The organism is Streptomyces sp. SCSIO 30461 (assembly GCF_037023745.1).
Taxonomy (GTDB): domain Bacteria; phylum Actinomycetota; class Actinomycetes; order Streptomycetales; family Streptomycetaceae; genus Streptomyces.
This window is the reverse complement of the sequence record NZ_CP146101.1, coordinates 6,767,015-6,787,116: the sequence shown is the minus strand read 5'-3', so window position 1 is coordinate 6,787,116 and position 20,102 is coordinate 6,767,015. Positions and strand designations below refer to the sequence as shown.

Below are 20,102 nucleotides of genomic sequence, written 5' to 3'. Positions count from 1 at the left end.
GAGATGGATCTGAATACGGGGTCGGTGGAAATCGGGGGTCCTTGCGGTGGGCGGGGCGCTGCCGGTGGGTGGGTCGGTCAGCGGCGGGGTGTGGGGGTGCGGGCCGCGGCGGGTGCCGGCGGGGCCGGGGTCGTGGCGGGGGTGCGGGGTGTGGTGAAGGCGGGGCGTACCGTGTCGAGGCCGTCGGCGAGGTCGCGGGCGGTGTCCGTGGCGTCACGCAGCCATTGCCAGGTGGGGGTGGGCAGCCCGCGCCGGTGGGCGTGGTCGCGGGCCCATTCGAGGATCTCGGCGGCGTTGCGCAGTTGTTCGGTGAGCTGCTGCAGGACCGCTGTCTGCTGTTCGGGACTGCTGGTGCCGTGCGCGGCTTGCAGTAGCGCGTCGAGAGCGGTGGGAAGGGGCTCGTCGCCTGTGGGCAGTCCGTAGAGCTGGGCGTGCAGGGCTTGGGCGTAGACCGTCACGGGGCCGCCGCGGGAGCGGTAGCGGTGCCGGGCCGCGGCCTGGCGTCTAACGCCGAAATGCATGGTGACGTCGCGGGGAGCGGCGCCGGGAATCTGGTCGGCGAGCGCATGGGCGAAGTCGTGCGCGGTGGGTGTGTCAGTGGACGTGGGCATCTCCTCGACGAGAAGGCGCTTCAGCGAGCGCGGCTGGTGGCTGCGGCGTTGGACGGTTCGTAGGTGTCGATGAGGGGTGTCCTGTCAGAGGGGCTTGCCACAGGGTGCGGGCGATGTGAGCGGTGCCGCGGTCGGTCCGCGGCCGGGACGGTGTGTGCCAGCCCGGCCGCGCGGGGCGGTGGGCGAGGACACGCCATCCGGCTCCGCGCAGCGAGGCTCCGCTCTCGCCAGCCTGGGTGTATGTGATCAGCCGGCGGTATCCGAGGGCTTTGGCCGCTCTCCATGCCGCTCCGTAGAGCAGCGAGTTCGCCATGGGCGCACCGTCGCTGGTGGTGCGGGTGACTTCGAGCGTGCTGCCGTCGTCCAGGTGGCGTGCGACGGGACGGCCGACGATGGCCACCGCGCGCAGGGTTCCGGTCTCGTCGGCTGCGCCGACGGAGAAGATCTGCCCGGCGGGCGGTGGGTGGTGCCGGTGCCAGGCGCGGACGAACTCCTTCGCCTCACGGGAGCGGACCGGCACCAGGTGCAGGTGCGCCTCGCTCATGCCGTCGGCCCGAAGTCGTCCCGGTTCCGTGTGTGCTTCGCGATGGCACGCGTGGTGATCGCCTTCGACGCGCGAGCGGACGCGGCGGTCAGTTCCTGCGCGCCGGGCTCCAGGTACCAGGGGCGCAGGTCCAGCATCGCCACCCGCAAACCTGTGGCCAGGCAGAGCGCGCTGCCCTTGGGCAGGGCGCGGATCGCGTCGGCGGGCAGGATCCGCTCCTGCCGCATCGACACCGAGGTGCTCTTGCCGGACTCCGAGTGCGACGTGGACGTGGTTTCGACGTCGTGGTCGCCGATCAGGCGGGAGAGTTTGTCGGCGAAGTCGGGGTCGTCAATGCCGGAGCCGATGACCTTGACTGTGCTCGCGGACCACATGGCGTCCATGCCCGCGTCGCCCCACACCTTCTGGCCCTGCCGGTAGGACTGCAGGATTGTGATGGGGATGATGCCGCGCGATCCCAAGTGGGAGTACAGGTCGGGAAGGTCGCTGATCTTGCAGACGTTGGCGGCCTCGTCGAGGATCGCGAGCATGGGCGGGTCGAGGCGCCCACCGGCGCGTTCGGCCTGGGCGGTCGCGGCGCGCATCACGGAGTCCGCGCACGCGGCGATCAGGGCTGAGGCTCCGCCGCCGCCGTCCTTGGACAGCAGGAACAGGGTGTCGGTGGAGGTGACGAACGCGGACGGCGTGAACTCGGGCACGCCTCGCTGCGGGGTGACCCAGGCAGCGATCTCGCTGTTCAGCAGCGCGGCGGCGTACTGGCGGGCGGTCTCGTAGATACCGTCCCGGGTTTCCGGCGGACCCTCGACGGTGCCCTTCAACTGTGCGGCGACGGCGGTGAACTTGTGGTCGCGCAGGATGTCGAGTGGGGTGCGGTCGGCGGGGAACGCGAGCCACTGCATGACGTCGGTGATCGGCCGCTCGTCCAGGGCCGCGGCGAGGAACAGCTGGGCGAGGATGTTGGATCCGGCCTTGGACCAGAAGTCACCCTGTTGCGAGGCGTCCACGCTCGCGGCGAGGAAGTGCCCGGCCAACCTCCCGGCGCCGTCCAGGGTCTTGGCGTCGGCGAGCGGGTTCCACCACATCTCGCGTGCGACGTGGGCGATCTGCTGCGGATCCATCGACCACACCTGCCCGCCGCGGGCACGGGCGTCGTAGGTGGCGGTGAATGCATCCCCGGCGGCCTTGTTCGAGGTCAGCAGGACCGGACCGGGCGCGTTGAGTATGGACGGGATCGCCAGCGAGGTGGTCTTGCCGGAGCGGGGAGCCATGATCGCGACGGCGACGTCCTCATACCCCATGCGGACCTCGCGTTTGGTTCCTTGGAGGTTGCCGAGCAGGATGCCGGTGTCGCGGGCCGCGATGTGTTTGGTGTTCTTCAGGCTCGGGCGCAGGGAGCGCGCTTTGGCGGTGATCGCCTTCGTCAGTAGCGGCTCGATGTCCTTCGCCTTGGCCATGCCGGCGATGTTCTTTTTCCCGGTGTGGTTCTTGCGGCGGGTCCACAGGATGCCGACGACGGCCGCGAGCGTGAGGAACACGACGGTCGGCGCGATGCGGGTGCCGATCAGGAGGGCGGTGTCCCCCGCTTCGGGCCAGAGTTGGTCGGGGTGGAGCAGGGCGAGGGTGGGCTGGTAGGGCGCCCACTGGCCGCCGGCAAGGGAGGCGGTGATGTTCCCGCCCAGCCAGGCGAGGTGGGCGAGGGGGACGGCTACGGCGAGGGTTCCGAGGAGTATTCGGAACCCGATGTCGCTGCCGGTGTGGGAGTTCGAGGGGGGATTGGTCAAAGGGGGGGGCGGTTTCCAAAGGGGGTGGCGGGTCAGTGGGAGCGGCGGCCGGGTCCGGCGAGGCCCTGGTCGACGAGCATGGACTCGGGCTCGGTCAGGGGAAGCTCCTGGATAGGGGGCGCTCGGGCAACACAGGGACGGCGACGTCACGGTGCCTTGCGTCGGGGACGCGTGCTTGTCTTGGTGGGAGCCGGGGCGAGGGCGGAGGACGTGTGGCGGGCTGCGGTGTTGATTTCCCGGAGCGCAGTGCCGTGGCTGGCCCAGTCGTTCAGGTAGCTCCACGCCTCGGCGTGGTATTCGGCGTCGGCGTCGGCGCGTATGCGGGACTGCGGGCATCTGTGCCGGCGAGTAGACCGGTGCGGGTCTCGTCCCACGCCTCGCTGAGGGTGTCGAGTCGGTCGAGTGCGTAGGTGAGGGTGGCCAACTGCCAGACCCAGGTGCTTCGTATCGAGCGGGCGGGGCAAGATGGCGAGCTGGGTGTGGGCGGTGGCGAGCAGAGCGCGCGCGGCGGGGCGGACCTGCTCGAACGCCGTGGCGGTGTCGGCGTCGCGCCGGCTCTGGCGCATGCCGTAGGCGTGCTCGTTGCAGGGCCAGCCGTCGAGTCCGGTGGCCTCCTCGGAGTAGGCGTCCCAGGCGGCGAGGATCTCCTCGCCCCTCTGGACGAACTGGGTGAGCTGCGCGTGGAGGGCGCGCGGGGAACGGGGGGATCGGCGTATGGGGGACGTCCTTTCACAGGGGACGGGGCAGGTGGCACGGAAGGTCGCGGCCGGGAGGCATGGCCCCCGGCCGCGACCGCGGTTCAGCGGCGGGCAACCGGCGCGCCGTGCTGCGGGCTCGGCGCGGGGCTGGTGGCGGCTGGCTGTCGGCGCCGGGTGGTACGGGCTCGGGTGCGCAGGGCGGCCAGGCGGTGGGTGTGGGCTTCGACGACCTGCTCGGGTGTCATGGCGCTGCGTGTCTTTGCGGCGGTGTGGTGGGCGGTGCGGTCGAACATGTGGCGCTGCAACGGTGCGGGGTCGGCCAGAGCGCTGAGGAACGTACCGACCAGGTGTGTGGGCGTGTGCTCGTCGAGGTAGGCGTTCCAGATGCGCGGGCCGGGGGCCTCTCCGCTGGTCTCGATGTGCCAGGACGGCCGGTCGTGGAATTCGTTCAACGGCCGTAGTTCGACGTGGCACATGGAGTCCGGCGAGCGCGCGGAGTCGGCGTCGCGGTGCCAGCCTGCCGAGGTCAGCGGCTGCCACGGGGCCGGCTGCTGTGGCGGCGGCGCGATCAGGGCGTCGGTGAAGGCGGCGAGGACCTCGGCGGGCACGAGTTCGCCGAACTCGGCATACCAGCCCGGCTCGGTGAGGGTGGGAACGGCCTGCAGCCGCCACCACGCCGAGGCGCGGCTCTGCGGGTCGAACTGGAGCCGGTGGCGCAGGTCAGGGCTTGCCATGACGATCTCGGCACTCAGCGGGTCGGAGACGGCGCTCCATCCGGCGGCGGCCAGGCCGTGGGTGACGTGGCGGGCGTCGCCGGAGCCGGCGAGGTGGCGGGGGCTGGTGTCGAACGGGATCTGCCAGGCGTGCTTGTCGGCGAACTGAGCGAGCTGCCTGCGGCTTACGGGCACGTTCAGCCCTCCGCGGTCGCCAGGAGCGAGCGCAGCCGGTCGAGCTGGTAGTGGAGGGCGTGCTGGTCGGTCTGCTCCCACGCTGCCTCGCGCAGGTCGGCGATCAGCCGGTGGAACTCGGGGGTGCGGACCGTCGCATGGTCGAGTGCGACGCGGGCGAGGGCGCGCAGGACCTCGCCGAGCTGGATGGGCAGCCCGGTGTATTCGTCCAGGAGCGGCTCGACGAGGTCGAGTGCCTCGTCGAGATCGGGTCGCTCGCGGAGGTACTCGGTGAGATGGGCGAGGGTCTCACCCGCGGTCCGGAGGGCGTCTGGGGTGGGTGCGTGCACGGGGGGCTCCTCGATCAAGGGTGATGGGTATCGGTTCAGCGGCGGGTTCGCGCGCTGCCGGCGGTGGTGTGGGGTCGGGCGGTGGTGCGCGGACGGGTGCGTCGGGTGCTGTTGCGTGCCCAGGTGGCGGCGCGGGCGGCGGTGATCCGGGCCTGCTGCCACGCGGCGAGCTCACTGGGGCGCACGGACACGGAGGTGGTGCGGACCTGCCGGGTCGGCGGGACATTGCCGCGGGGACGCATTACCGGCAGCGGGTCCGCGAGGGCGGTGGTGAACGCCTGGACGAGGTGCATCGGCGTGGTCGAGGTGAAGGTGGCGTCCCAGGTGCGTCCGTGTTCGTCGCGGGCCCCGGCCCACCAGTGCGCCTGGGCGGGACCGGACTGGTGGAACCGCACAAAGCAGTTGCCGTCCGGGCTCATCGCGGTGACATGCTGCCCGCGCTGGGTCTGCCAGTGGTTCTGCTCCAGCGGCGCCCACACGTGGGGTGCGTGCGCGGAACGCGGCCGGGTGAGCGCGTCGGTGAACCCGGCCACGATCTCCACCGGCGTCTGCGGGCTGAGTACCGCGTGCCACCCGGGCCGGGTCGCGGTCTGCTTGCCGCGGATGGTCCAGCCACCGGGCTGAACAAAGGGGTTGTAGCCGACCCGAATGATTCCGTCGGGGCTGTCGAAGACGAGGGGGCCGCCGGTCCTCGACTTGTCCTTCCAGCCCGAGGCACGCAGGTATTCGGTGACGTGCCGCAGGTCCCCGCCGCCGGCCAGGTGACGCGGCTCGACCAGGTAGTGCTGCTCGGCAGGTTCGCTGCCGCCCCAGCCCGAGGACTGCTTTCGGCTCATCGGTGCCGCCGTACGACAAGCGGCGCGGCGGCCGGCGAAGGGACGGGGTTGGTGTTCACGGGGCGGGTGGCGGCGGTGAGTGTGTCGGTGTGCTCGTCGAGGTCGCACCCGATGGTGTGGAGTTCGTTCGCGGCGCGGCCCAGAGCGAGCCACACCTCCGCGGGGAGAGTGCCTCGCTCTGCCTGGTTCTTCGCGAAGACGCTGCCGGTGGCGACGAGGTGGGTGACGCCGCTGAGGACTCCGGTGTCCGGGTCGAGGACGCGGGCGATGACCTGTAGGGCTTGGGCGGCGGGGAGCTGGGAGAGGTGGTCGGCGAGCTGACCGAGCTGGTGGGTGATCTCGTCGGCCAGCCTCACCGGGTGGGGGGCGGGGTGGGGCATGCTCCTCCGGTTCGGTGGGCGGTCAGTGGTGGTGGCGGTAGCCGACGCGCTGCGTCTCGGCGAGGATGACCGCCGATCGCGCGGCGGCCGGCGGAGAGGTGCGGTCGGGGCCGACCTGGACGCGTGCGTGCAGGTAGCGGCGGAAGAGGGCCGCGGCGAGGTGGGGCCTCGAAGGTTTGCTGATCGGTGGGCGTGCGCGGGGTGTTATGGGTTTCTCCATGTCTCGGTGTGGTGGGCGGCCCCGGCGTGGTGCCGGGGCCGCTTCCGCGCCTTTAGGGGGTGCGGCGTGCCGGGGCTGCGCGCGAGGGGGAGCCGACGGGTGCCTGCCGTCGCGCGGCAGGGCGCCCCGCTCGGGCGCGCAGGTCGTGCACGGCCTGCCGGTAGGCGGCTGCGTCGAAAGCCTCGGGCGCGCAGTTGACCTCGTATCCGGCCAGGAGCAGGGCGGGGACAGCGCGGGTCGCCAGGCGCTTCTGCTCGTCGGCGTCGAGGTGTTCGGGCACGGTGTGCCAGATGTAGATGGGTGAGTTCGCGGGGGAGGAGTGGCGCTCCAGGCCGAGGTGTTCCAGCAGGTCGTGGAGCTGGGCGGGGGCGCCGGTCGGGGTGTCGGCGTGGATGGTGGTCGTCAGGGCCTTGATGTAGATCTCGACGTCCGTGCCGTATTCGTCGGCCAGGTTGGCCATGTCGCTGTCTCCAGGTCGACGGCGGCGGGATGACGCGGGGTGGGTGCGGTTCGACGCCGGAGAGGTGGTCGCCGACCGCTGCACACGGCGTGCGGCGTGGTGGACCGGCCCTCGCGCCCGGTCTGGTCATCGAGCCCTGGAGGCCGAGGTAGGGGTGTTGGCCGGTGCGGGCGTGGTGGCCGGGGTGGCGGCGGGCGCGATACGGCCTGACGGGTGCTGGAGCGCGGTGGCGATCCCGTGCTCGCCGAGCCGGCGGCCGGCCTTGCGTACCGTGCGGGCCTGCGCCTGGGTGTCGTCACCGCTGAGGCGGTGGATACCGGTGTGCGGGTCGTGGACGAAGCCGCTGGCCACCAGGACAGCGGCGGCCACGTCTCCGACGGGCACGGTGGCGAGGCTGCCGTCGGGCTGCCAGGCCATGACGACCCGGTCCGGCTGGGACGCGGGGATGCAGGCCGCCGCGTTGTGGCGGACCTGGGCGAGCGCCGTGTCGTAGCGGGCGAGCAGGTCACCGGCGACCTGCTCGGCACTCAGGAACGGGTCGTCCGCGAGCGCGATGCCGTTGGGCTCAGGTACATCGCGGTACGCCTCGTCGGGCAGGCTGGGCAGGGCGAGGGCGGCAACGAGGAATCCGGCACGGTCGTCGTGCCGGTCGAGGACGACGAGCTGCGCTCCGTCCGGGCGGCTCAGGACGACGGCTTGCCGGAGTGGGTGTTCGGCGAGAGCATCGGCGATCAGGTCCAGGTCCCAGACGCGGTCGGCGATATCGGACAGGTAGGTCTCGTGCCGGTGGTGGGCGCTCCTCCAGGTTCCGGGGAGTTCGCCGGCGAGGATGTCGGCGTAGGAGCCGAGATGCTCGGCGGCGTTGTTGTCGTGGTCGTGCATGGTGTCCTTGGGGTTTTGGGGTCAGCGGCGCAGGGCTGCGGGTGACGGGACCGGGAGCGCGGCGGCGGAGGGCACGCGCACGCTGCGGAGCGTTCACGCCCGTTGCCGGGCGTGTTCGGTGCGTGTGCGACGGCTGGGCTGCGGAGTGTGCCGGGCGCCGGTGGCCGGGACGGCGGCGAGCGAGCCCGGGTTGGCGGTGGTTTCGGGGCGGCGCGCGGCCAGGGTTACCGTCCGCCGCGTGTGTCGGCGATGTGCACCAGCTGGCCGAGGGCGGTGGTGGTGTACCAGCCGCAGTCGATCACCTCGTCACGGCCGGTGTATGTGCGCAGGAGGTGGTCCTCCATCGCGCGCAGGTGGATCAGGCAGTCCGGACAGCGCCGTGAGAGGTGCACGAGGTAGCGGGGGTGGCCGGTGACGTACGTCTGGGCTCCTCCGGCGGCGTCGCGCAGGCGCCAGCCGTCCTCGTCGGTCGGGGTGTGCCAGGACGGGGTGACCACGCGCATCGCGTCCCCCCACAGTTCACCGCCGGCCACGCCCTTGAGGACGACGACCGTGTCGCCAGCTTGGAAGTGGCCGTGGGTGATGTCCCGGTCGGGGGTGAGCGGGTCGGCGGTGGGAGAGGTGACGGGGGCGAGCGGGGGCTGGGACATGCGGAAGTTCCTTCCACGTGAGACGAGCGGTGGGAGGAGCAATGGTCCGCAGGATCGCCGGTTTGGCTAACCGGCGATGTGCGTCTATATTCCGCCGCCGTCAGCGGAACGGGTTCTCCGTTCCGCGGTCCGTTTCGGTTGCCGAGTCGAGGAGTTCGAGCAGGTCGGTGGCCTCCGCGTCGCGTTGGTCGATCCACCATCCGGCGCGGGTGATCGAGCGGGCCTTGTCCTCCAGCGCAGCCCAGTCCGCCTCCTCCCAGGTGCCCTCGGTGACCAGCGCGGTGTACGCGGCGGTCATCAGCTGGTGCCGGGACCGCTCGCCCCAGCCGAGGGCCTTCTCAAAGCCCTCCAACGGCGGCATGCCGAACTTCGTCGTCCATTCGGTCGCGGCCTGCTGCTCCGCCGCCCGCTTGGCGGCCAGCCACTCCTTGGAGGACTGCGTGTCGGCGTCCCGCGCCGCCTTCCAGCAGTCGGTGCAGTCGCGCCCGGCGAGCCAGCGAGCGAAACTCGCACGGCGATCGGCGGGCCGTTCGGACAGGTCATGGACCACGTCGTGGCCGCACTGGTGCTCGACAGTCCATCGGGTGTGAACAGCCATGAATGTCTCCAAACTGGGGTGTGGGAGAAGGAAAAGACAGGGAGAAGCGCGTGCTCAGGCGTGGTCGCGGCGGGCGGGCGCGTTGGCCGGGGCGGCGAGGAGCAGGACGGTCAGGGCGAAGACGGCGCCGATGGCGGGGAGTGCGGCGCTGGCCCAAGGGTGGTCGGCGAGGTGGCCGGCGAGGGCGGTGCCGGCGGCCTGTCCGACGCCGATGGAGAGGATCAGCCACGCGTACGCCTCGCTCGTGCGGCCGGTGGGTGTGAGGGCGTCGGTTCTCATGTAGGCGCAGGCCACGACCACGGTGAGGAACACACCGGGCACCAACACCGCCACAGCGGCCACGTGCGGGCCGGGCACGGCGAGCAGCGGGAGCCATCCGGCCAGGAAACCCGTAACTGCGCAGTGGAGTTGGCGGGTGGTGGTGCCGGGCCAGGTGCGGTGGCCGTAGACGAGGCCGCCGAGGAACACCCCGGTCGAGAACACTGCGGGGATCAGCCCGGACAGCATGACCTGGCGGTGGGTGTCGGCCATGGCGACGGCCCACACGTTCAGGGCGCCGATCGCGGCCCCGATACCGCTCAGCGCGACGAACAGCGCGATCAGCGGACCGCTCGCCAGTCGTCGTGCCGAACCGCCGCCCGCGGTGGTCGGGGTGGCGAGCCAGTGGCGTGAGGGCGGTGCGGTGGCGACGGTGAGGGTGCCGACGAGGCCGAGCGCGGCGGTGCAGGCGAGAGCGGCGGCGGGGCTGTAGGCGGAGGCGAGGGCGGCGGCGAGGAGCGGGCCGGCGATGTACAGCAGGCCCTGGGCCCCGGCGTCGAGAGCGAGAGCGGTGTGCCGCAGCCGACGGTCGCGGATCAGGCTCGGCCACAGGGACCGCAACCCGGCTTCCAGCGCCGGGGTGGTCAGTCCGGCAGCGGTGACGAGAGCGAGGGCGAGGACCGGTCCGCCATAGAGTCCCGTGAGCGGGAGAGTGGCCAGCAGGGCGGCCGTGAGCAGCGCGCACGGGACGTGTACGGCGTATTGGCCGTGGCGGTCCATGAGGCGGCCCTTGACCGGTTGGGCCAGGGCGGAGGCGAGGCCGTACAGCGCGCACAGCAGCCCGCCGAAGGCGATGCTGTGACCGGCGCTGATGGCCCACAGGACGAGGGCGACGGGCGCCATGCCGGAGGGGAGCCGGCCCAGGAGAGTGCCGCCGAGGAGGCGGCCGACGTGGGGAGTGCCCAGCACCGCGCCGTACGTGGGGCGCGGCGCTGGGGCTGGTGGTGCGGTCAGGGACAACGGGTGCTTTCCGGGAGTGGTGGCCCGCTACGGGCGGTGTGCGGTGGGTTGGGTGCGCTGCGGCGGCGGGGGCGCGGGCGTGGTCGTCAGGCCGGGACGCGGGTAGGCCCGTGGCACGGGGGTGCGGTGCGGTGGCAGGACGGCGACGGTCGCGCCGAGCTCTTCGGCCGCGTCTTCGACTTCACGGGTGAGGAACTCGATCTGCCGGCCGAGCGCGGCGAGCCGGGCGGCGATCTGACGGCCCTGCACGGTCTCCAAAGCACCGGCGAACTGGGCGCCCGTTTCCAGGAGTTCTTGGAGGCGGACCATCGGGCCCGCGTGGTATCCGCGCTGGGTGGCACTCAGCAGGGCCTCGGAGGCGTCACCCGCACTCTGGCCCTCGACGACACTCCGGATGAGTTCCTGCAGCGACATCTCGGGTACGGGCTCGGGGCGGTTGTATCGGGAGGCGTCCGGGCGTAGCACGCCGGGCGGGACCGGAGCGGGCAGTACTTTCCCCGCCTCGTACTCGTGGGCGAAGTGCCCGATCACCCACCAGCCTGGCGCGTCCGGGTCGCCTTGCAGCGCGATGACCGTCGAGTCGCCGTCCTCGATCAGATGGGCGAGGGTGATCGGCTGCCCGTCGGCGGCGTACCACGACTCGGTCCGCTCCAGCGCGCCGCGCCGTTGCGCGGCCTGGGCCCTCTCGGTCCACATCCGCTGTTCCTCGTCGGTCAGCGGGGCCTTGTGCTGGTGGTGCTTGTTCTGGTCGGCGAGATGGTCGGCGATCACACCGTGGTCTGCCCAGGCGGCCAGGTGCGGCCACAGGGCTGCGTGTTGTGCGCGTTCGGCCGCGGAGCCGGGGGCGGTCGGGCGGTCGAGGGCGCGGCGGATTTCGGCGGCGGAGGTGGCGAGGGCGTCCAGTACGTTCCGCCACCCGGTCAGGTGCCGGGCGGGCGATAGGTCGTCGAGCGCCCGGCGCGCGGCATCGAGCAGAGCGTCGGTGTACGGAGCGAGGTGCGTGGTGTATGCCTTGACGGCCGCCTTGCTGCGGTGGGCGCGGGCGGCTGCCGCCGCGTCCGCGTGGACGGTGCGGCCGTAGCGGTCGCGGGTCAGGTCCAGCGCGGACTCGGTCTCGCGGTCGATGACTGCCATCCGCAGCCGGAAGTCACGTGCACCGTCGACCAGTTCGGGCAGCACCGGGGCGCCGGGGATGGGACTGCTCGCGGGCGTCATCGGGACCGCCCGCCGCCCGCCGCCGTCAGGTGGACGGTCGGAGGGTAGGTGGGCTTCGACGGGATGGGCCGTGCCGCTGGTGGGGAGGCGGCCGGCGGTGTGAAGCGTTGCGTCGTCCGACCGGCGCCGGCCTGGGCGAGACGGGCGCGGTGCTCGGGGACCCGGTGGGGACGGACGAGGCGTGGCGGGCCGGCCGAGGGGGACGGGGCGAGGGCGATGTCGGCGTGCACGGTGTAGCCCTGGCGGCGCAGATCGTGGACGGCTTGACGGGTTCGGCGCGGACCGTCGTACTCGGGTGCCCTCAGCCGGAAGAGCGGCTGCGTGCCGGGAACGGGCTCGAACTCCTCGCGATCCAGGTACCAGTGGGCAAGGTGGACGGGCATGGCCGGGGTGAAGGAGGCCACGAAGCCGTGTATCTCGTGGGTGCCGAAGGCGAAATGGGTGCCGGGTTGCAAGGGGTGGGATTCTCCTCACGTTGTCGGGGCGGAGGCTGCCAGTGGCCGCGATGTGCAGCCGGGCCGTGGGCGGCCACGTGCGCGATATGTCTCTGGCGTGCTCAACTGACCTGCGGTGTGTCGTCATCGGGCGCGAGGCGCCGCGGTGGCAGCGGGTGGTGCCGCGGCGGGTGCGGCTTGCTCGGTGGTCCTCGGGGTGATCACCGGGACTGCGCCGGGTGCCCAGTGGAAGGGGTGGTCGCTGAAGGCGGAGCGCGGGTCGGTGTCCCAGTCCACGACGGCACCGACGCTCATGTACGGGGCGCTGATCACTTCGATGCCGTGCTGGTGCAGGACGTAGACCCATTCGGTGTCAGAGTCCTCGACGGACATTTCGGTCTCCAGCATGCGCACCGGGGGTGATCCGTCGGTGGTGATGACGTTGTCCATCGTGCGGCTGGGCCACCGTTTGCCGCCGGTCAGCGCGGTGAGGAGTGCGGTCGGGGCGCCGTCGAGGAGGTCGGTGCCGATCTCCGCCCAGGCGATGGGGACCTCGTCGATGAGGTGCTGCGACAGTGCTTCGGTGTCCCGTTCGAAGCGGTACTGGTAGGCGGTCAGCAGGAGCGGCAGGTGGTGGCTGGGATGCCCGTCGTGCTGGACATGGATGCCGGTGTAGCCGGTGTCGGTGGGTCGGGCGATCACGGAACGGGTGGACAGGGAGGGTCTCCGGGAGTCGTCGGGCTACCTGCCGCCTGTCGGGCCGGCCGGTGGGGAGGGCGGTGTGGGCGGAATGCCCCTGGGTGGCGCGGGTGCTGGGCGCTCCTGTCGGGAAGGCGTGGAGAAGTAGCGGTGGAAGTCGAGGTGGGCGTCGAGTTCCTTGACGGCGTCGCGGAGCGATTCCGAGGTGCGCCGCAGGTAGGCGCGGGCCGTGGCGTGGTCGAGGACCATGGAGTTCTCCAGATACGGCCTGCTTTGCTCGGGGGATCGGGACAGGGCCAGGATGGTTTCAGCGGTCTCGGCGAAGTGCCCCGAGGCATGGCTCGACATGGTGGAGGCCGTCGCGAGGCGGGCTAGGACGGTGCGGCCGTCGCGGGTCTTGCTGTGCGGGCTTGTGGCGAAGTTGGCAGTCAGCCGGATCACGGCGCGGGAGAGGTCCTGCGCGCCGACGGCATGTTGGAGCAGCCCGGCGTAGGAGGGTTCGGCCGGTACATGTCCCCGCTCGTCCAGCAGTTCCCACTGCTCGGCGGCATTGCGTGCTTTGTTCTTCATAGCGTTGATCGCGCTGATGAGGCGCAGTGTGTCGTCGCGCGGCATCGGCTGGCGCTGGATATCAAATGTCATGAGCGGTGATCGAGTTCGGGGTCGCGGTCGTGGTCAGAAGTGCCCGGACGGTCGGCGTTGTCCTGGGTCCATCCGAAGTAGTGGTGCTCCAGGTCGATGAGGCGGACGATGCCGTCGGTGGTACGGAAGGCGTCGAGGCGCTCGTCGGTGTAGTCTTGGACCTCGTTGTCGGCCGCGTCGACATACGCCCGGTTCCGCCGCGACAGGCGTTGCCACGCGACAAGATCCGCATCGGTGGTGTCCTTCATCCACACCCAGATGCCGTTGCCCAGCTTGAGGATGTCATCGGGATGGAAGAGGGTGCCGGGGCCCCTGCGCCGGGGGTTGCGCTGGTCCCCGAACCCGGTCACCTCACTCTCGGCGAGCCTGTCGAGAGCGAGGGCCTGTGTCTGCGGGCCGAGGTGCGTGTGGTCGAGCTTGGCGCGCACCGCTGTAACGAGGTCCCGCTTGCGGAATCGGCCGTCGGTGTCGGTGATCTCCCGCGCGGTCTCCTCGACCAGGCACCGCAGTCGCAGTTCAGCGTGGTCTGTCACGGCAGGTCACGCTCCTGCCATACCTGGTCCATCTCCGTCAGGGCCGTCATCGCGTACGCGATGACCTCGCGGGTGATGGGGGTACCGGTGGCGTACGCGGGGTCGTACCGGCTGAACGTCGTCGTGCCCCGGGTCTGGGCGAGCGAGGGGACGAGTTCGTCCAAGAGCCGGGTGGCGACCTTGCGCTGCCGCTTGTCCTCCTCGACGCGCTCGGTACGCTCCGCCCACGCTCCGGCCAGAGTCAGATCACCCTCGACGACCCGGTCAGCGAGCTCGGGATCCTCCGCTCGCAGGCGGGCGAGCTGGACTTCGGCGGAGTTGGCCTTGGCCTTGTTCGCCCGGGCGCTCTCATACGCCTCATCCAGGCCCATGGCGCCGCTGATCACGGAGTCGACCAGGTCAGGGGCATGCTGGAGGACCATGTTGGCTTGGCTGATGCGCCCCAGGGACAGTCCCGTCTGCTCAGCGACTGAGCGGGTGGACTGCTCAGCGCCTGAGCGGGGCCGGTGCTCAGGCGCTGAGCGGGCCTTCGCGGAGATCATGGCCGCTTGCCCCTTGGTGATGTTGCGGCGACGAAGGTTCACCGACATGGCGTATCCGCTGGGGTCGCCTCCGTCGTAGGTGACGAACGCCGGCTCGGCGTCGGCGATTTCGCATGCCTTCAGCCTGCCGCGTCCGTCAAGGAGGCGGCCCTGAGTGTCGAGAACGATCGGGTGCAGCAAGCCGCGGTCGCGTATATCGTCGGCGAGGGCACGCAGCTCGTCCCCGTCGAGCGACGGAAAAAGCGAAGTGATGGGATGAGTTTCGATTTCTGTCTCCTGTGATTTCAATGCATGCGGGAATCGGTGTCGAACAAAGTCAATTCGTGTGCGTGGAGCTGGTGCTGGACGATGAAAGATCGTCCTGCCACCTTCCATAGGCCACGTCCTCGGTTGAGGTGGGCGATGGCTTCCATCTCCACGGAGGTCAGGCCGAGGAGTGACGCGGCGGCGTGGAGTTGGTCGGTTTCCTGGCGGTAGATGATGCGGGTGGAGCAGTCGGCGAGGAGCCCTTCGGCGAGGGCTCGGCCCTGGGAGCCGGCGTCGCCCGCGGTGAGTAGATCGCTGAGCCTGTGGATGACCATGAGGTTGGCGATGCCGAGCCCGCGGGAGAGTTTCCACTGGGCTTGCATGCGCTGCAGCAGGCCGACGTGGCGCATGAGGCGCCAGGCTTCGTCGTAGACGATCCAGCGCCTGCCGCCGCCCGGGCCGGTGAGCGCGGACTCCATCCAGGCGGAGGCGCACGTCATGGCGAGGACGAGGGCGGTGTCGTCGCCGGATCCGCCGAGCCGTGACAGGTCGATGGTGAGCATCGGCGCGGCCGGGTCGAAGGCGATGGTGCTCGGGGCGTCGAACATGCCGGCGAGGTCGCCGTGGACGAGGCGCCGCATGGCGTGGGCCAGGTCGCGTGCCGCGTCATCGAGCCGTCCGGACATCGTGCCGCCGACGGTGTTGAGTTCGTCGGGGTTGTTCAGGGCCGCGGTGACGTCACCGAGGAGCGGGGTGCGGCCCGTCTGGGTGGCGCGGGTGACCACCGCGTCCAGGGCGACGTCGAGGGCGGTGTGCTCCATCGGCGCGAGGTCCCGCCCCAGGACGGTGCGGGCGAGCGAGCCGAGCAGGAGCAGGCGCCGTTTGCGGATCTCACCCGCCCAGTCCGCCTCCGAGACGCTCTCGGGGCGTGGGGCGGCGTCCAGGGGGTTGAGTCTGCCGGGGAGCCCGGGGCCGAGGGCGACTGAGGTGCCGCCGAGGGCCTGGGCGACGGGCGTCCACTCGCCCTTGGGATCGCAGGGCACGTACACCCGGTAGCCGAAGGCGATCGACCGCAACGCGAAGCTCTTCGCCAGGGCCGACTTCCCTTGTCCGATCACCCCGGCCAGCAGGATATTGGGGTTGGTGAAGCCCGCCACCTTCCCGTACAGGGCGAACGGGTCGAACACGAACGATGCTTCGGCGTGGACGTCGCGGCCGATGTAGACGCCCTCGGCGCCGAGTCCGCCCTCGGCGAGGAACGGATACGCCCCGGCCGCGACGGCGGTGGTCATGCGGTGGGCGGGGAGCCTTAGCCGGTTGCCGCGCGCTGAGCCATGCCCGGGCCGCCCGCCCGCCGGATACAGCGGCGCGGGCATCTCCGCTTCGGCCCGTTCGGTGCCTGCGGGGCGGGACGCCGCCTCGGTACGGGCTTTCGCGGTGGCTTCCGCGAGCCGCCTGCGGGCGGCCTTGCGGCTGGCGCGGTCGGCGCGGTGCGGGGTGAACAGGGGGCTCGCGGAGGCGCGGCGGGCTCGGCGGGCGGGCCGGTGAGTCATGGCGGCGGTGACTTTCGGGTGACGGCGGTCTCGGGCGTGGTGCGGGTCAGACCACGGGGGAGGCGGTGAAGAGGTGCTTCTCGTAGCCCTTGCCGTCGTTGTTCCAGTCGAGGAGGAGCTCACCGTCGCCCAGGCCCTTTGCGGAGCCGATCGGGTAGCTCAGGACGGGCGTGGTGTAGCTGTTGTTGTAGTTGGCGTTCGAGTCGCTGTTCTCCAGCGCGCTCTGGATGCCGTAGGAGTGGGCGGACTTCATCACCGGGTCGGTGCCCGACTGGGACCGCTTGACCTGGAGGGTGAAGTAGGCGCCGTCGAAGATGGTGCTGTCGTCGACCTGACCGTAGGCCGGTCCGTCCCAGCTGATCTTCGCGTACGAGTAGACGGTGGACCCGGAGCGCTTGGCGCACAGGGTGACCGTGACATCCCAGTTGTCGGCCCAGGGGCCGGTGTAGGCCGCGTCGTCGATGGACTTGCTGCTGGTGCTGCACGTGTAGCCGGCGGCTGCGGCGGGGGTAGCGGTCGCTACGGCGGCGGTGCCGGCGAGCGCGGCGACGACGACGGCGGTGGAGGCGGAACGCTTGAACTGGCGCATACAGGGCCTTTCGGTGACGGCTACTTGATGTAGCTGGTGGTGTGGTGGTGGGGCGGGGTGTTGAGGTCGCTCGGTGTGGTCCTGCGACGGACGGCGTGACCGGCGGCGAGGTGGCGCTGGCAGATCGTGAGGACCGGTGGTCCTTCCGGTAGCCGCTCGGGGCGGCACGCGGTGGAGCTTGTGGTCGCGGACGGCAGCAGGTGGAAGGCCGCGTGGACCTCGGCGCTGGCCTGCCACAGCCGCGTGTGTGCGGCGGCCAGGTGCCGGCCGGCGCCGGGACGGGTGGGGCGCGCTGCCGTGGCGAGCTGGTCGAGGAGTTGGTGGAGCGTGGTGAGGTGGGCGTGGAGTACGTCGAGGTGGAGACGGTCCACCGGTGTTGGCGGCGCTGACCGGTCCTGGGCGCGGGTGTGGTGGCGGATGCCGGCGGTGGCGGCGCGCAGGTAGGGGTGCGCGTCACTGGTAGGGGGAGGAGAGGTCAAGGGGGACGGGGGCCTTCCTGCCGCCGTATCGGTGCAGAGGGCGGCCGGGTCAGAGAGTGGTGCGGGCCAGCGGCAGCGCGCCGAGGGTGAACGCGTCGGGCTGCTGGTAGGTGAGGCGGCGCAGGTCGACGCCGGCGGTGACGGCGGCGGTCTCGATCTGCGCGCACGCGGCGTCGAGGAGGGCGTCGGTGTCGGCGGTGACGGTGACCAGGCCGGTCAGGGCGACGTCGGCGTGTCCGGCGATGAGCTGCCGTTCACGGGTTTTCACGTCGGCGTATTCGACGGAGTCCTCTTCGGAATCGACTTGGCCGCGGCGGGAGCGTTCGTTGGCGTCCGCGATGATCGCGGCCTTCTTGCGCTGCACGTCCCGCAGCGCGGACTCCAGCCCTTGCGGTATGTAGGTGAGGGAGAGGGTGCGGCGGATGCCGGCGGTGAACATGATCCCGTGCAGGAACCCGGCACCGGTCTCGGTGCGGGGCCAGTTCTCCACCCAGAAGGTGGTGTGATGGGCGGTGTCGGTGGTGAGCCGGTCGTATTCCTCGACCTGGACGACGGGTCCGGCGGCGGCGGGGTCGGCTTCGGCACGGCCGGTGTCGGACCACTGCTGCAGCGCGCCGAGGGCCTGGGGGTCGTAGGCGGTGCGGATCACAGCGGCGATCTCCCGCGCGCTCAGCCACCCGCTGACCGTCAGCCCGGCGTTGCGGGCGGCCTGCGCGACGCTGGCCGTGGTCTGCTCCAGGACGGTGAAGGCACCGGGCAGCCCGCCACCGGCCTGGCTGACCAGCCGCTTGGCAGCCTTGAGGTCGAGGGAGATGGCGAGGTAGGTCTCGTGCGGGGCGGCGGCGGGCCCGGCGGAGGCGACGAGTTCGGAGTAGACCTGCCCGGCGACCGGTGCTTCGGGACGGCCGTGCTGGGCCCAGTGGCGGGCGAGGGTGTCGCCGGAGTCCGGCACGGTGCGTTCCAGGACCTGGACGGTGGCGACGTGCCCGGTGCGGGCGAGACCGGCGAGCGCCCGGCCCCACGCGGTGACGTTGTGGTTCTGCGTGCCTGGGTCCAACAGGGCGAACGCGCGGCTGGTGACGCGGGCGACGGCGGTCAGGGTCTGCTGGTGCGGGTCGTGGACGGCGGCGGCACCGCCCGTGGAGTCGCCGGGGGTGACGACCTTGAGGGAGGCGGCGGTGCCGGGCAGGTGGAGGAGGCCGTCCTGGCGGGGGCGGGTGCGGGGCCGGGCGAGCCACAGGGTCTGTCCGGTGCGTTGGCGAAGGGCGTGGCGGGCGACGATCGGGGTCCAGTCGATCAGGGACCTGCCGCCGCGGCGGATGACGACCAGCGCGGCGACAACGGCCCAAAGGGGCGTGAGGGCGATGACGCCGGTCAGCCCGGTCGTGACGACCGTGGCGAGCAGCAGCGCCATCGCGCCAGATACGAGGAGGAGTTGGGCGAGGGAAAGGCCCAGGAGGATGCCGCGGCGGGACCGGTGCGGGAACTTCACCGCGACCGGGGCGGGGGCGACGGAGCGATCAGACAAAGAGGGTCCAGGGTGCGCGGGCTGGGGCCCCCGGGGACGGGACGGCGCATGATGGCTGTTCCGCCCCCGAGGGGTGCGTGGTGGGGAGGGTCAGAAACCGGCCGGGGGTAGCGGTGGAGCTCCCTGTGCGCTGGGGTGGGTGCTTGTCGCCGGCGGGGCGTCCTGCGGCGGCGCGGACGTCGTCGGCGGCGAGAACGACCGACCCCCGAAACCAGCACCCGAGCCGGAGGCCGGTTCGGGACTGCCCGTTGCCGGGCTGCCGCCGACATGACCGCTGGTGTCGTCCTTCACGTGGGTCGGCGCGGGCTGCACTGCCTTCTCCAGACCGGACTTGGCCGCGTTACCCACCGGCGACACACCCGAGCCCGTGCTCTGCGAGTCGTCCTGATCCGCGCCGGTGGAGGTGGGGGCGATGTCGCCGGGGAAGGAATCGGGGCCCTGCGGAGCACCAGCGCCACCGGCTCCGGCTGCCGCGCCGCCGGTTCCGGCGGTGGCCGCGGCAGCGGCGGCCTTGCGGGCGGCCTTCTCGGCATGCTGGCGTGCGATCTGCGCACCTGCGCCGCCTGCGCGGTGAATCGATTCCCCGTCCGAGCCTTCGGCTGCCCAGTGGACGAACTTGAACGTCGCGTACGGGCAGAGCAGGACCAGGACCATGACGACGATGCCGGCCATGACGTCGGCAAGGGCGGCCACGCCGTCCTTGGCTTCGGTCCTGCCGAGGGCCGCGATGCCGAGCACGAACACGATCGTCATCAGGAGCTTGGAGACGACGAGGGTGGCGGTGGCCTCGATCCAGCCGCGTCGCCACCTGCGGGCGGCTTCCCAGCCGCCGCCTGCGGAAGCGAAGATCGCCAGGGTGACCATGACGAGGATGCCGATCTTGCGGACCATCATCACGCACCAGTAGAGGAACGCGCCGATGGCGGCGCCGAGTCCGGCGACGACGGGAACGAGCCAGCCCATGGGTGTGAGTGTCGCGATCTGGCTGACCTTGACGATGCGGCGGACCGCGGTCTCGATGGTCAAGCCGGCTGATTGGAACAGGCCGTCGCTCAGCGCGTCGACGACTTCGATCGCGATGGTGGTGAAGGTGATCGCGCAGGTCGCGAAGATCGCTCCGGAGGCGGTGCCGGTGAACGCCTGGACCAGGGCCTGTCCGTCCCGGCGGATGGCGGCGCGGACCAGTTGGCCGCAGAACGTTGCCACGAGCAGCACCAGGCCGATGGGCAGGATGGTGCGGTAGTTGTCGACGAACCATGTGGCGTTCAGGTCGACGGCGCTGGTGGCGTTGACCGCTTTGGCGGCGAGGTCGGCGGCTGCGGCGGCGAGTTCACCGGCGCTCTTGGCCATCCAGTCGCCGACGGCTTGCCCGGGATTGGTGGCGAAGTCGACCGCGTCGCCGACCGCGCACAGTTTGTCCGTGAGGGGGAGGTCGCAGAAACCCAAACGGATGGCTCCTTTCCTGGT

At 71.4% G+C, this 20,102-nt stretch carries 24 protein-coding genes; all 24 read right to left on the bottom strand.

Annotated elements, in window-relative coordinates; genetic code table 11:
• Nucleotides 1-77 precede the first annotated feature (77 nt).
• Nucleotides 78-611: a hypothetical protein gene (locus tag V1460_RS30500; protein WP_338676820.1), complete on the bottom strand. Its 534-nt coding sequence runs from the start codon at nucleotides 609-611 to the stop codon at nucleotides 78-80.
• Entirely contained in the window at nucleotides 595-1,155 is a 561-nt protein-coding gene (locus V1460_RS30495) for an XF1762 family protein (protein WP_338676819.1), read from the bottom strand. Before V1460_RS30495 ends, V1460_RS30500 begins: the two co-directional genes overlap by 17 nt.
• Nucleotides 1,152-2,936, bottom strand: a complete 1,785-nt coding sequence (locus tag V1460_RS30490) for a TraM recognition domain-containing protein (protein WP_338676818.1) — start codon at nucleotides 2,934-2,936, stop codon at nucleotides 1,152-1,154. Before V1460_RS30490 ends, V1460_RS30495 begins: the two co-directional genes overlap by 4 nt.
• A 799-nt stretch (nucleotides 2,937-3,735) precedes the next feature.
• Nucleotides 3,736-4,542, bottom strand: a complete 807-nt coding sequence (locus V1460_RS30485; RefSeq protein WP_338676817.1) for a DUF317 domain-containing protein — start codon at nucleotides 4,540-4,542, stop codon at nucleotides 3,736-3,738.
• 2 nt (nucleotides 4,543-4,544) lie between these two features.
• On the bottom strand, nucleotides 4,545-4,871 hold the full coding sequence (locus tag V1460_RS30480; RefSeq protein WP_338676816.1) for a hypothetical protein: 327 nt from the start codon (nucleotides 4,869-4,871) through the stop codon (nucleotides 4,545-4,547).
• Between the two features lie 35 nt (nucleotides 4,872-4,906).
• A complete protein-coding gene (locus V1460_RS30475) occupies nucleotides 4,907-5,707 on the bottom strand; it encodes a DUF317 domain-containing protein (RefSeq protein ID WP_338676815.1) in 801 nt (266 codons plus the stop codon).
• Nucleotides 5,704-6,087, bottom strand: a complete 384-nt coding sequence (locus V1460_RS30470) for a hypothetical protein (RefSeq protein WP_338676814.1) — start codon at nucleotides 6,085-6,087, stop codon at nucleotides 5,704-5,706. Before V1460_RS30470 ends, V1460_RS30475 begins: the two co-directional genes overlap by 4 nt.
• A 22-nt stretch (nucleotides 6,088-6,109) precedes the next feature.
• Complete coding sequence (locus tag V1460_RS30465) at nucleotides 6,110-6,307, bottom strand: hypothetical protein (RefSeq protein ID WP_338676813.1); 198 nt, start codon at nucleotides 6,305-6,307, stop codon at nucleotides 6,110-6,112.
• 52 nt (nucleotides 6,308-6,359) lie between these two features.
• Nucleotides 6,360-6,767, bottom strand: coding sequence for a hypothetical protein (locus V1460_RS30460; protein ID WP_338676812.1), 408 nt, complete (start codon nucleotides 6,765-6,767; stop codon nucleotides 6,360-6,362).
• 126 nt (nucleotides 6,768-6,893) lie between these two features.
• Nucleotides 6,894-7,649, bottom strand: a complete 756-nt coding sequence (locus tag V1460_RS30455) for a hypothetical protein (RefSeq protein WP_338676811.1) — start codon at nucleotides 7,647-7,649, stop codon at nucleotides 6,894-6,896.
• A gap of 224 nt (nucleotides 7,650-7,873) precedes the next feature.
• Nucleotides 7,874-8,299: a hypothetical protein gene (locus V1460_RS30450; protein ID WP_338676810.1), complete on the bottom strand. Its 426-nt coding sequence runs from the start codon at nucleotides 8,297-8,299 to the stop codon at nucleotides 7,874-7,876.
• 100 nt (nucleotides 8,300-8,399) lie between these two features.
• Nucleotides 8,400-8,897, bottom strand: coding sequence for a hypothetical protein (locus tag V1460_RS30445; RefSeq protein ID WP_338676809.1), 498 nt, complete (start codon nucleotides 8,895-8,897; stop codon nucleotides 8,400-8,402).
• Nucleotides 8,898-8,951: 54 nt separating this feature from the next.
• Nucleotides 8,952-10,124, bottom strand: coding sequence for an MFS transporter (locus V1460_RS30440; RefSeq protein ID WP_338676808.1), 1,173 nt, complete (start codon nucleotides 10,122-10,124; stop codon nucleotides 8,952-8,954).
• A 78-nt stretch (nucleotides 10,125-10,202) separates the two neighbouring features.
• Nucleotides 10,203-11,390 (bottom strand): hypothetical protein, encoded by a 1,188-nt coding sequence (locus tag V1460_RS30435; protein WP_338676807.1) that lies wholly within the window; start codon nucleotides 11,388-11,390, stop codon nucleotides 10,203-10,205.
• A complete protein-coding gene (locus tag V1460_RS30430; protein WP_338676806.1) occupies nucleotides 11,387-11,845 on the bottom strand; it encodes a hypothetical protein in 459 nt (152 codons plus the stop codon). The genes V1460_RS30435 and V1460_RS30430 overlap by 4 nt, the downstream gene beginning before the upstream one ends.
• A gap of 123 nt (nucleotides 11,846-11,968) precedes the next feature.
• Nucleotides 11,969-12,526, bottom strand: coding sequence for a hypothetical protein (locus tag V1460_RS30425; RefSeq protein WP_338676805.1), 558 nt, complete (start codon nucleotides 12,524-12,526; stop codon nucleotides 11,969-11,971).
• Between the two features lie 39 nt (nucleotides 12,527-12,565).
• On the bottom strand, nucleotides 12,566-13,165 hold the full coding sequence (locus V1460_RS30420) for a hypothetical protein (protein ID WP_338676804.1): 600 nt from the start codon (nucleotides 13,163-13,165) through the stop codon (nucleotides 12,566-12,568).
• Nucleotides 13,162-13,698, bottom strand: a complete 537-nt coding sequence (locus V1460_RS30415; RefSeq protein WP_338676803.1) for a hypothetical protein — start codon at nucleotides 13,696-13,698, stop codon at nucleotides 13,162-13,164. The genes V1460_RS30420 and V1460_RS30415 overlap by 4 nt, the downstream gene beginning before the upstream one ends.
• Nucleotides 13,695-14,528: a ParB/RepB/Spo0J family partition protein gene (locus tag V1460_RS30410; RefSeq protein WP_338676802.1), complete on the bottom strand. Its 834-nt coding sequence runs from the start codon at nucleotides 14,526-14,528 to the stop codon at nucleotides 13,695-13,697. Before V1460_RS30410 ends, V1460_RS30415 begins: the two co-directional genes overlap by 4 nt.
• Nucleotides 14,525-16,039 (bottom strand): ATP-binding protein, encoded by a 1,515-nt coding sequence (locus V1460_RS30405; RefSeq protein WP_338676801.1) that lies wholly within the window; start codon nucleotides 16,037-16,039, stop codon nucleotides 14,525-14,527. Before V1460_RS30405 ends, V1460_RS30410 begins: the two co-directional genes overlap by 4 nt.
• Nucleotides 16,040-16,085: 46 nt before the next feature.
• Entirely contained in the window at nucleotides 16,086-16,628 is a 543-nt protein-coding gene (locus V1460_RS30400) for a hypothetical protein (RefSeq protein WP_338676800.1), read from the bottom strand.
• A gap of 20 nt (nucleotides 16,629-16,648) precedes the next feature.
• Nucleotides 16,649-17,107, bottom strand: coding sequence for a DUF6238 family protein (locus V1460_RS30395; RefSeq protein ID WP_338676799.1), 459 nt, complete (start codon nucleotides 17,105-17,107; stop codon nucleotides 16,649-16,651).
• Between the two features lie 49 nt (nucleotides 17,108-17,156).
• Nucleotides 17,157-18,635 (bottom strand): SCO6880 family protein, encoded by a 1,479-nt coding sequence (locus V1460_RS30390; protein WP_338676798.1) that lies wholly within the window; start codon nucleotides 18,633-18,635, stop codon nucleotides 17,157-17,159.
• A 90-nt stretch (nucleotides 18,636-18,725) separates the two neighbouring features.
• Nucleotides 18,726-20,081, bottom strand: a complete 1,356-nt coding sequence (locus tag V1460_RS30385) for an ATP-binding protein (RefSeq protein ID WP_338676797.1) — start codon at nucleotides 20,079-20,081, stop codon at nucleotides 18,726-18,728.
• Between the last annotated feature and the right edge of the window lie 21 nt (nucleotides 20,082-20,102).

Bases quoted from the DNA above. Each gene is read 5' to 3' on its own strand.
- V1460_RS30500 (WP_338676820.1), bottom strand. From the start codon at position 611: ATGCCCACGTCCACTGACACACCCACCGCGCACGACTTCGCCCATGCG.
- V1460_RS30495 (WP_338676819.1), bottom strand. From the start codon at position 1,155: ATGAGCGAGGCGCACCTGCACCTGGTGCCGGTCCGCTCCCGTGAGGCG.
- V1460_RS30475 (WP_338676815.1), bottom strand. From the start codon at position 5,707: ATGAGCCGAAAGCAGTCCTCGGGCTGGGGCGGCAGCGAACCTGCCGAG.
- V1460_RS30470 (WP_338676814.1), bottom strand. From the start codon at position 6,087: ATGCCCCACCCCGCCCCCCACCCGGTGAGGCTGGCCGACGAGATCACC.
- V1460_RS30465 (WP_338676813.1), bottom strand. From the start codon at position 6,307: ATGGAGAAACCCATAACACCCCGCGCACGCCCACCGATCAGCAAACCT.
- V1460_RS30460 (WP_338676812.1), bottom strand. From the start codon at position 6,767: ATGGCCAACCTGGCCGACGAATACGGCACGGACGTCGAGATCTACATC.
- V1460_RS30455 (WP_338676811.1), bottom strand. From the start codon at position 7,649: ATGCACGACCACGACAACAACGCCGCCGAGCATCTCGGCTCCTACGCC.
- V1460_RS30450 (WP_338676810.1), bottom strand. From the start codon at position 8,299: ATGTCCCAGCCCCCGCTCGCCCCCGTCACCTCTCCCACCGCCGACCCG.
- V1460_RS30445 (WP_338676809.1), bottom strand. From the start codon at position 8,897: ATGGCTGTTCACACCCGATGGACTGTCGAGCACCAGTGCGGCCACGAC.
- V1460_RS30435 (WP_338676807.1), bottom strand. From the start codon at position 11,390: ATGACGCCCGCGAGCAGTCCCATCCCCGGCGCCCCGGTGCTGCCCGAA.
- V1460_RS30420 (WP_338676804.1), bottom strand. From the start codon at position 13,165: ATGACATTTGATATCCAGCGCCAGCCGATGCCGCGCGACGACACACTG.
- V1460_RS30405 (WP_338676801.1), bottom strand. From the start codon at position 16,039: ATGACTCACCGGCCCGCCCGCCGAGCCCGCCGCGCCTCCGCGAGCCCC.
- V1460_RS30400 (WP_338676800.1), bottom strand. From the start codon at position 16,628: ATGCGCCAGTTCAAGCGTTCCGCCTCCACCGCCGTCGTCGTCGCCGCG.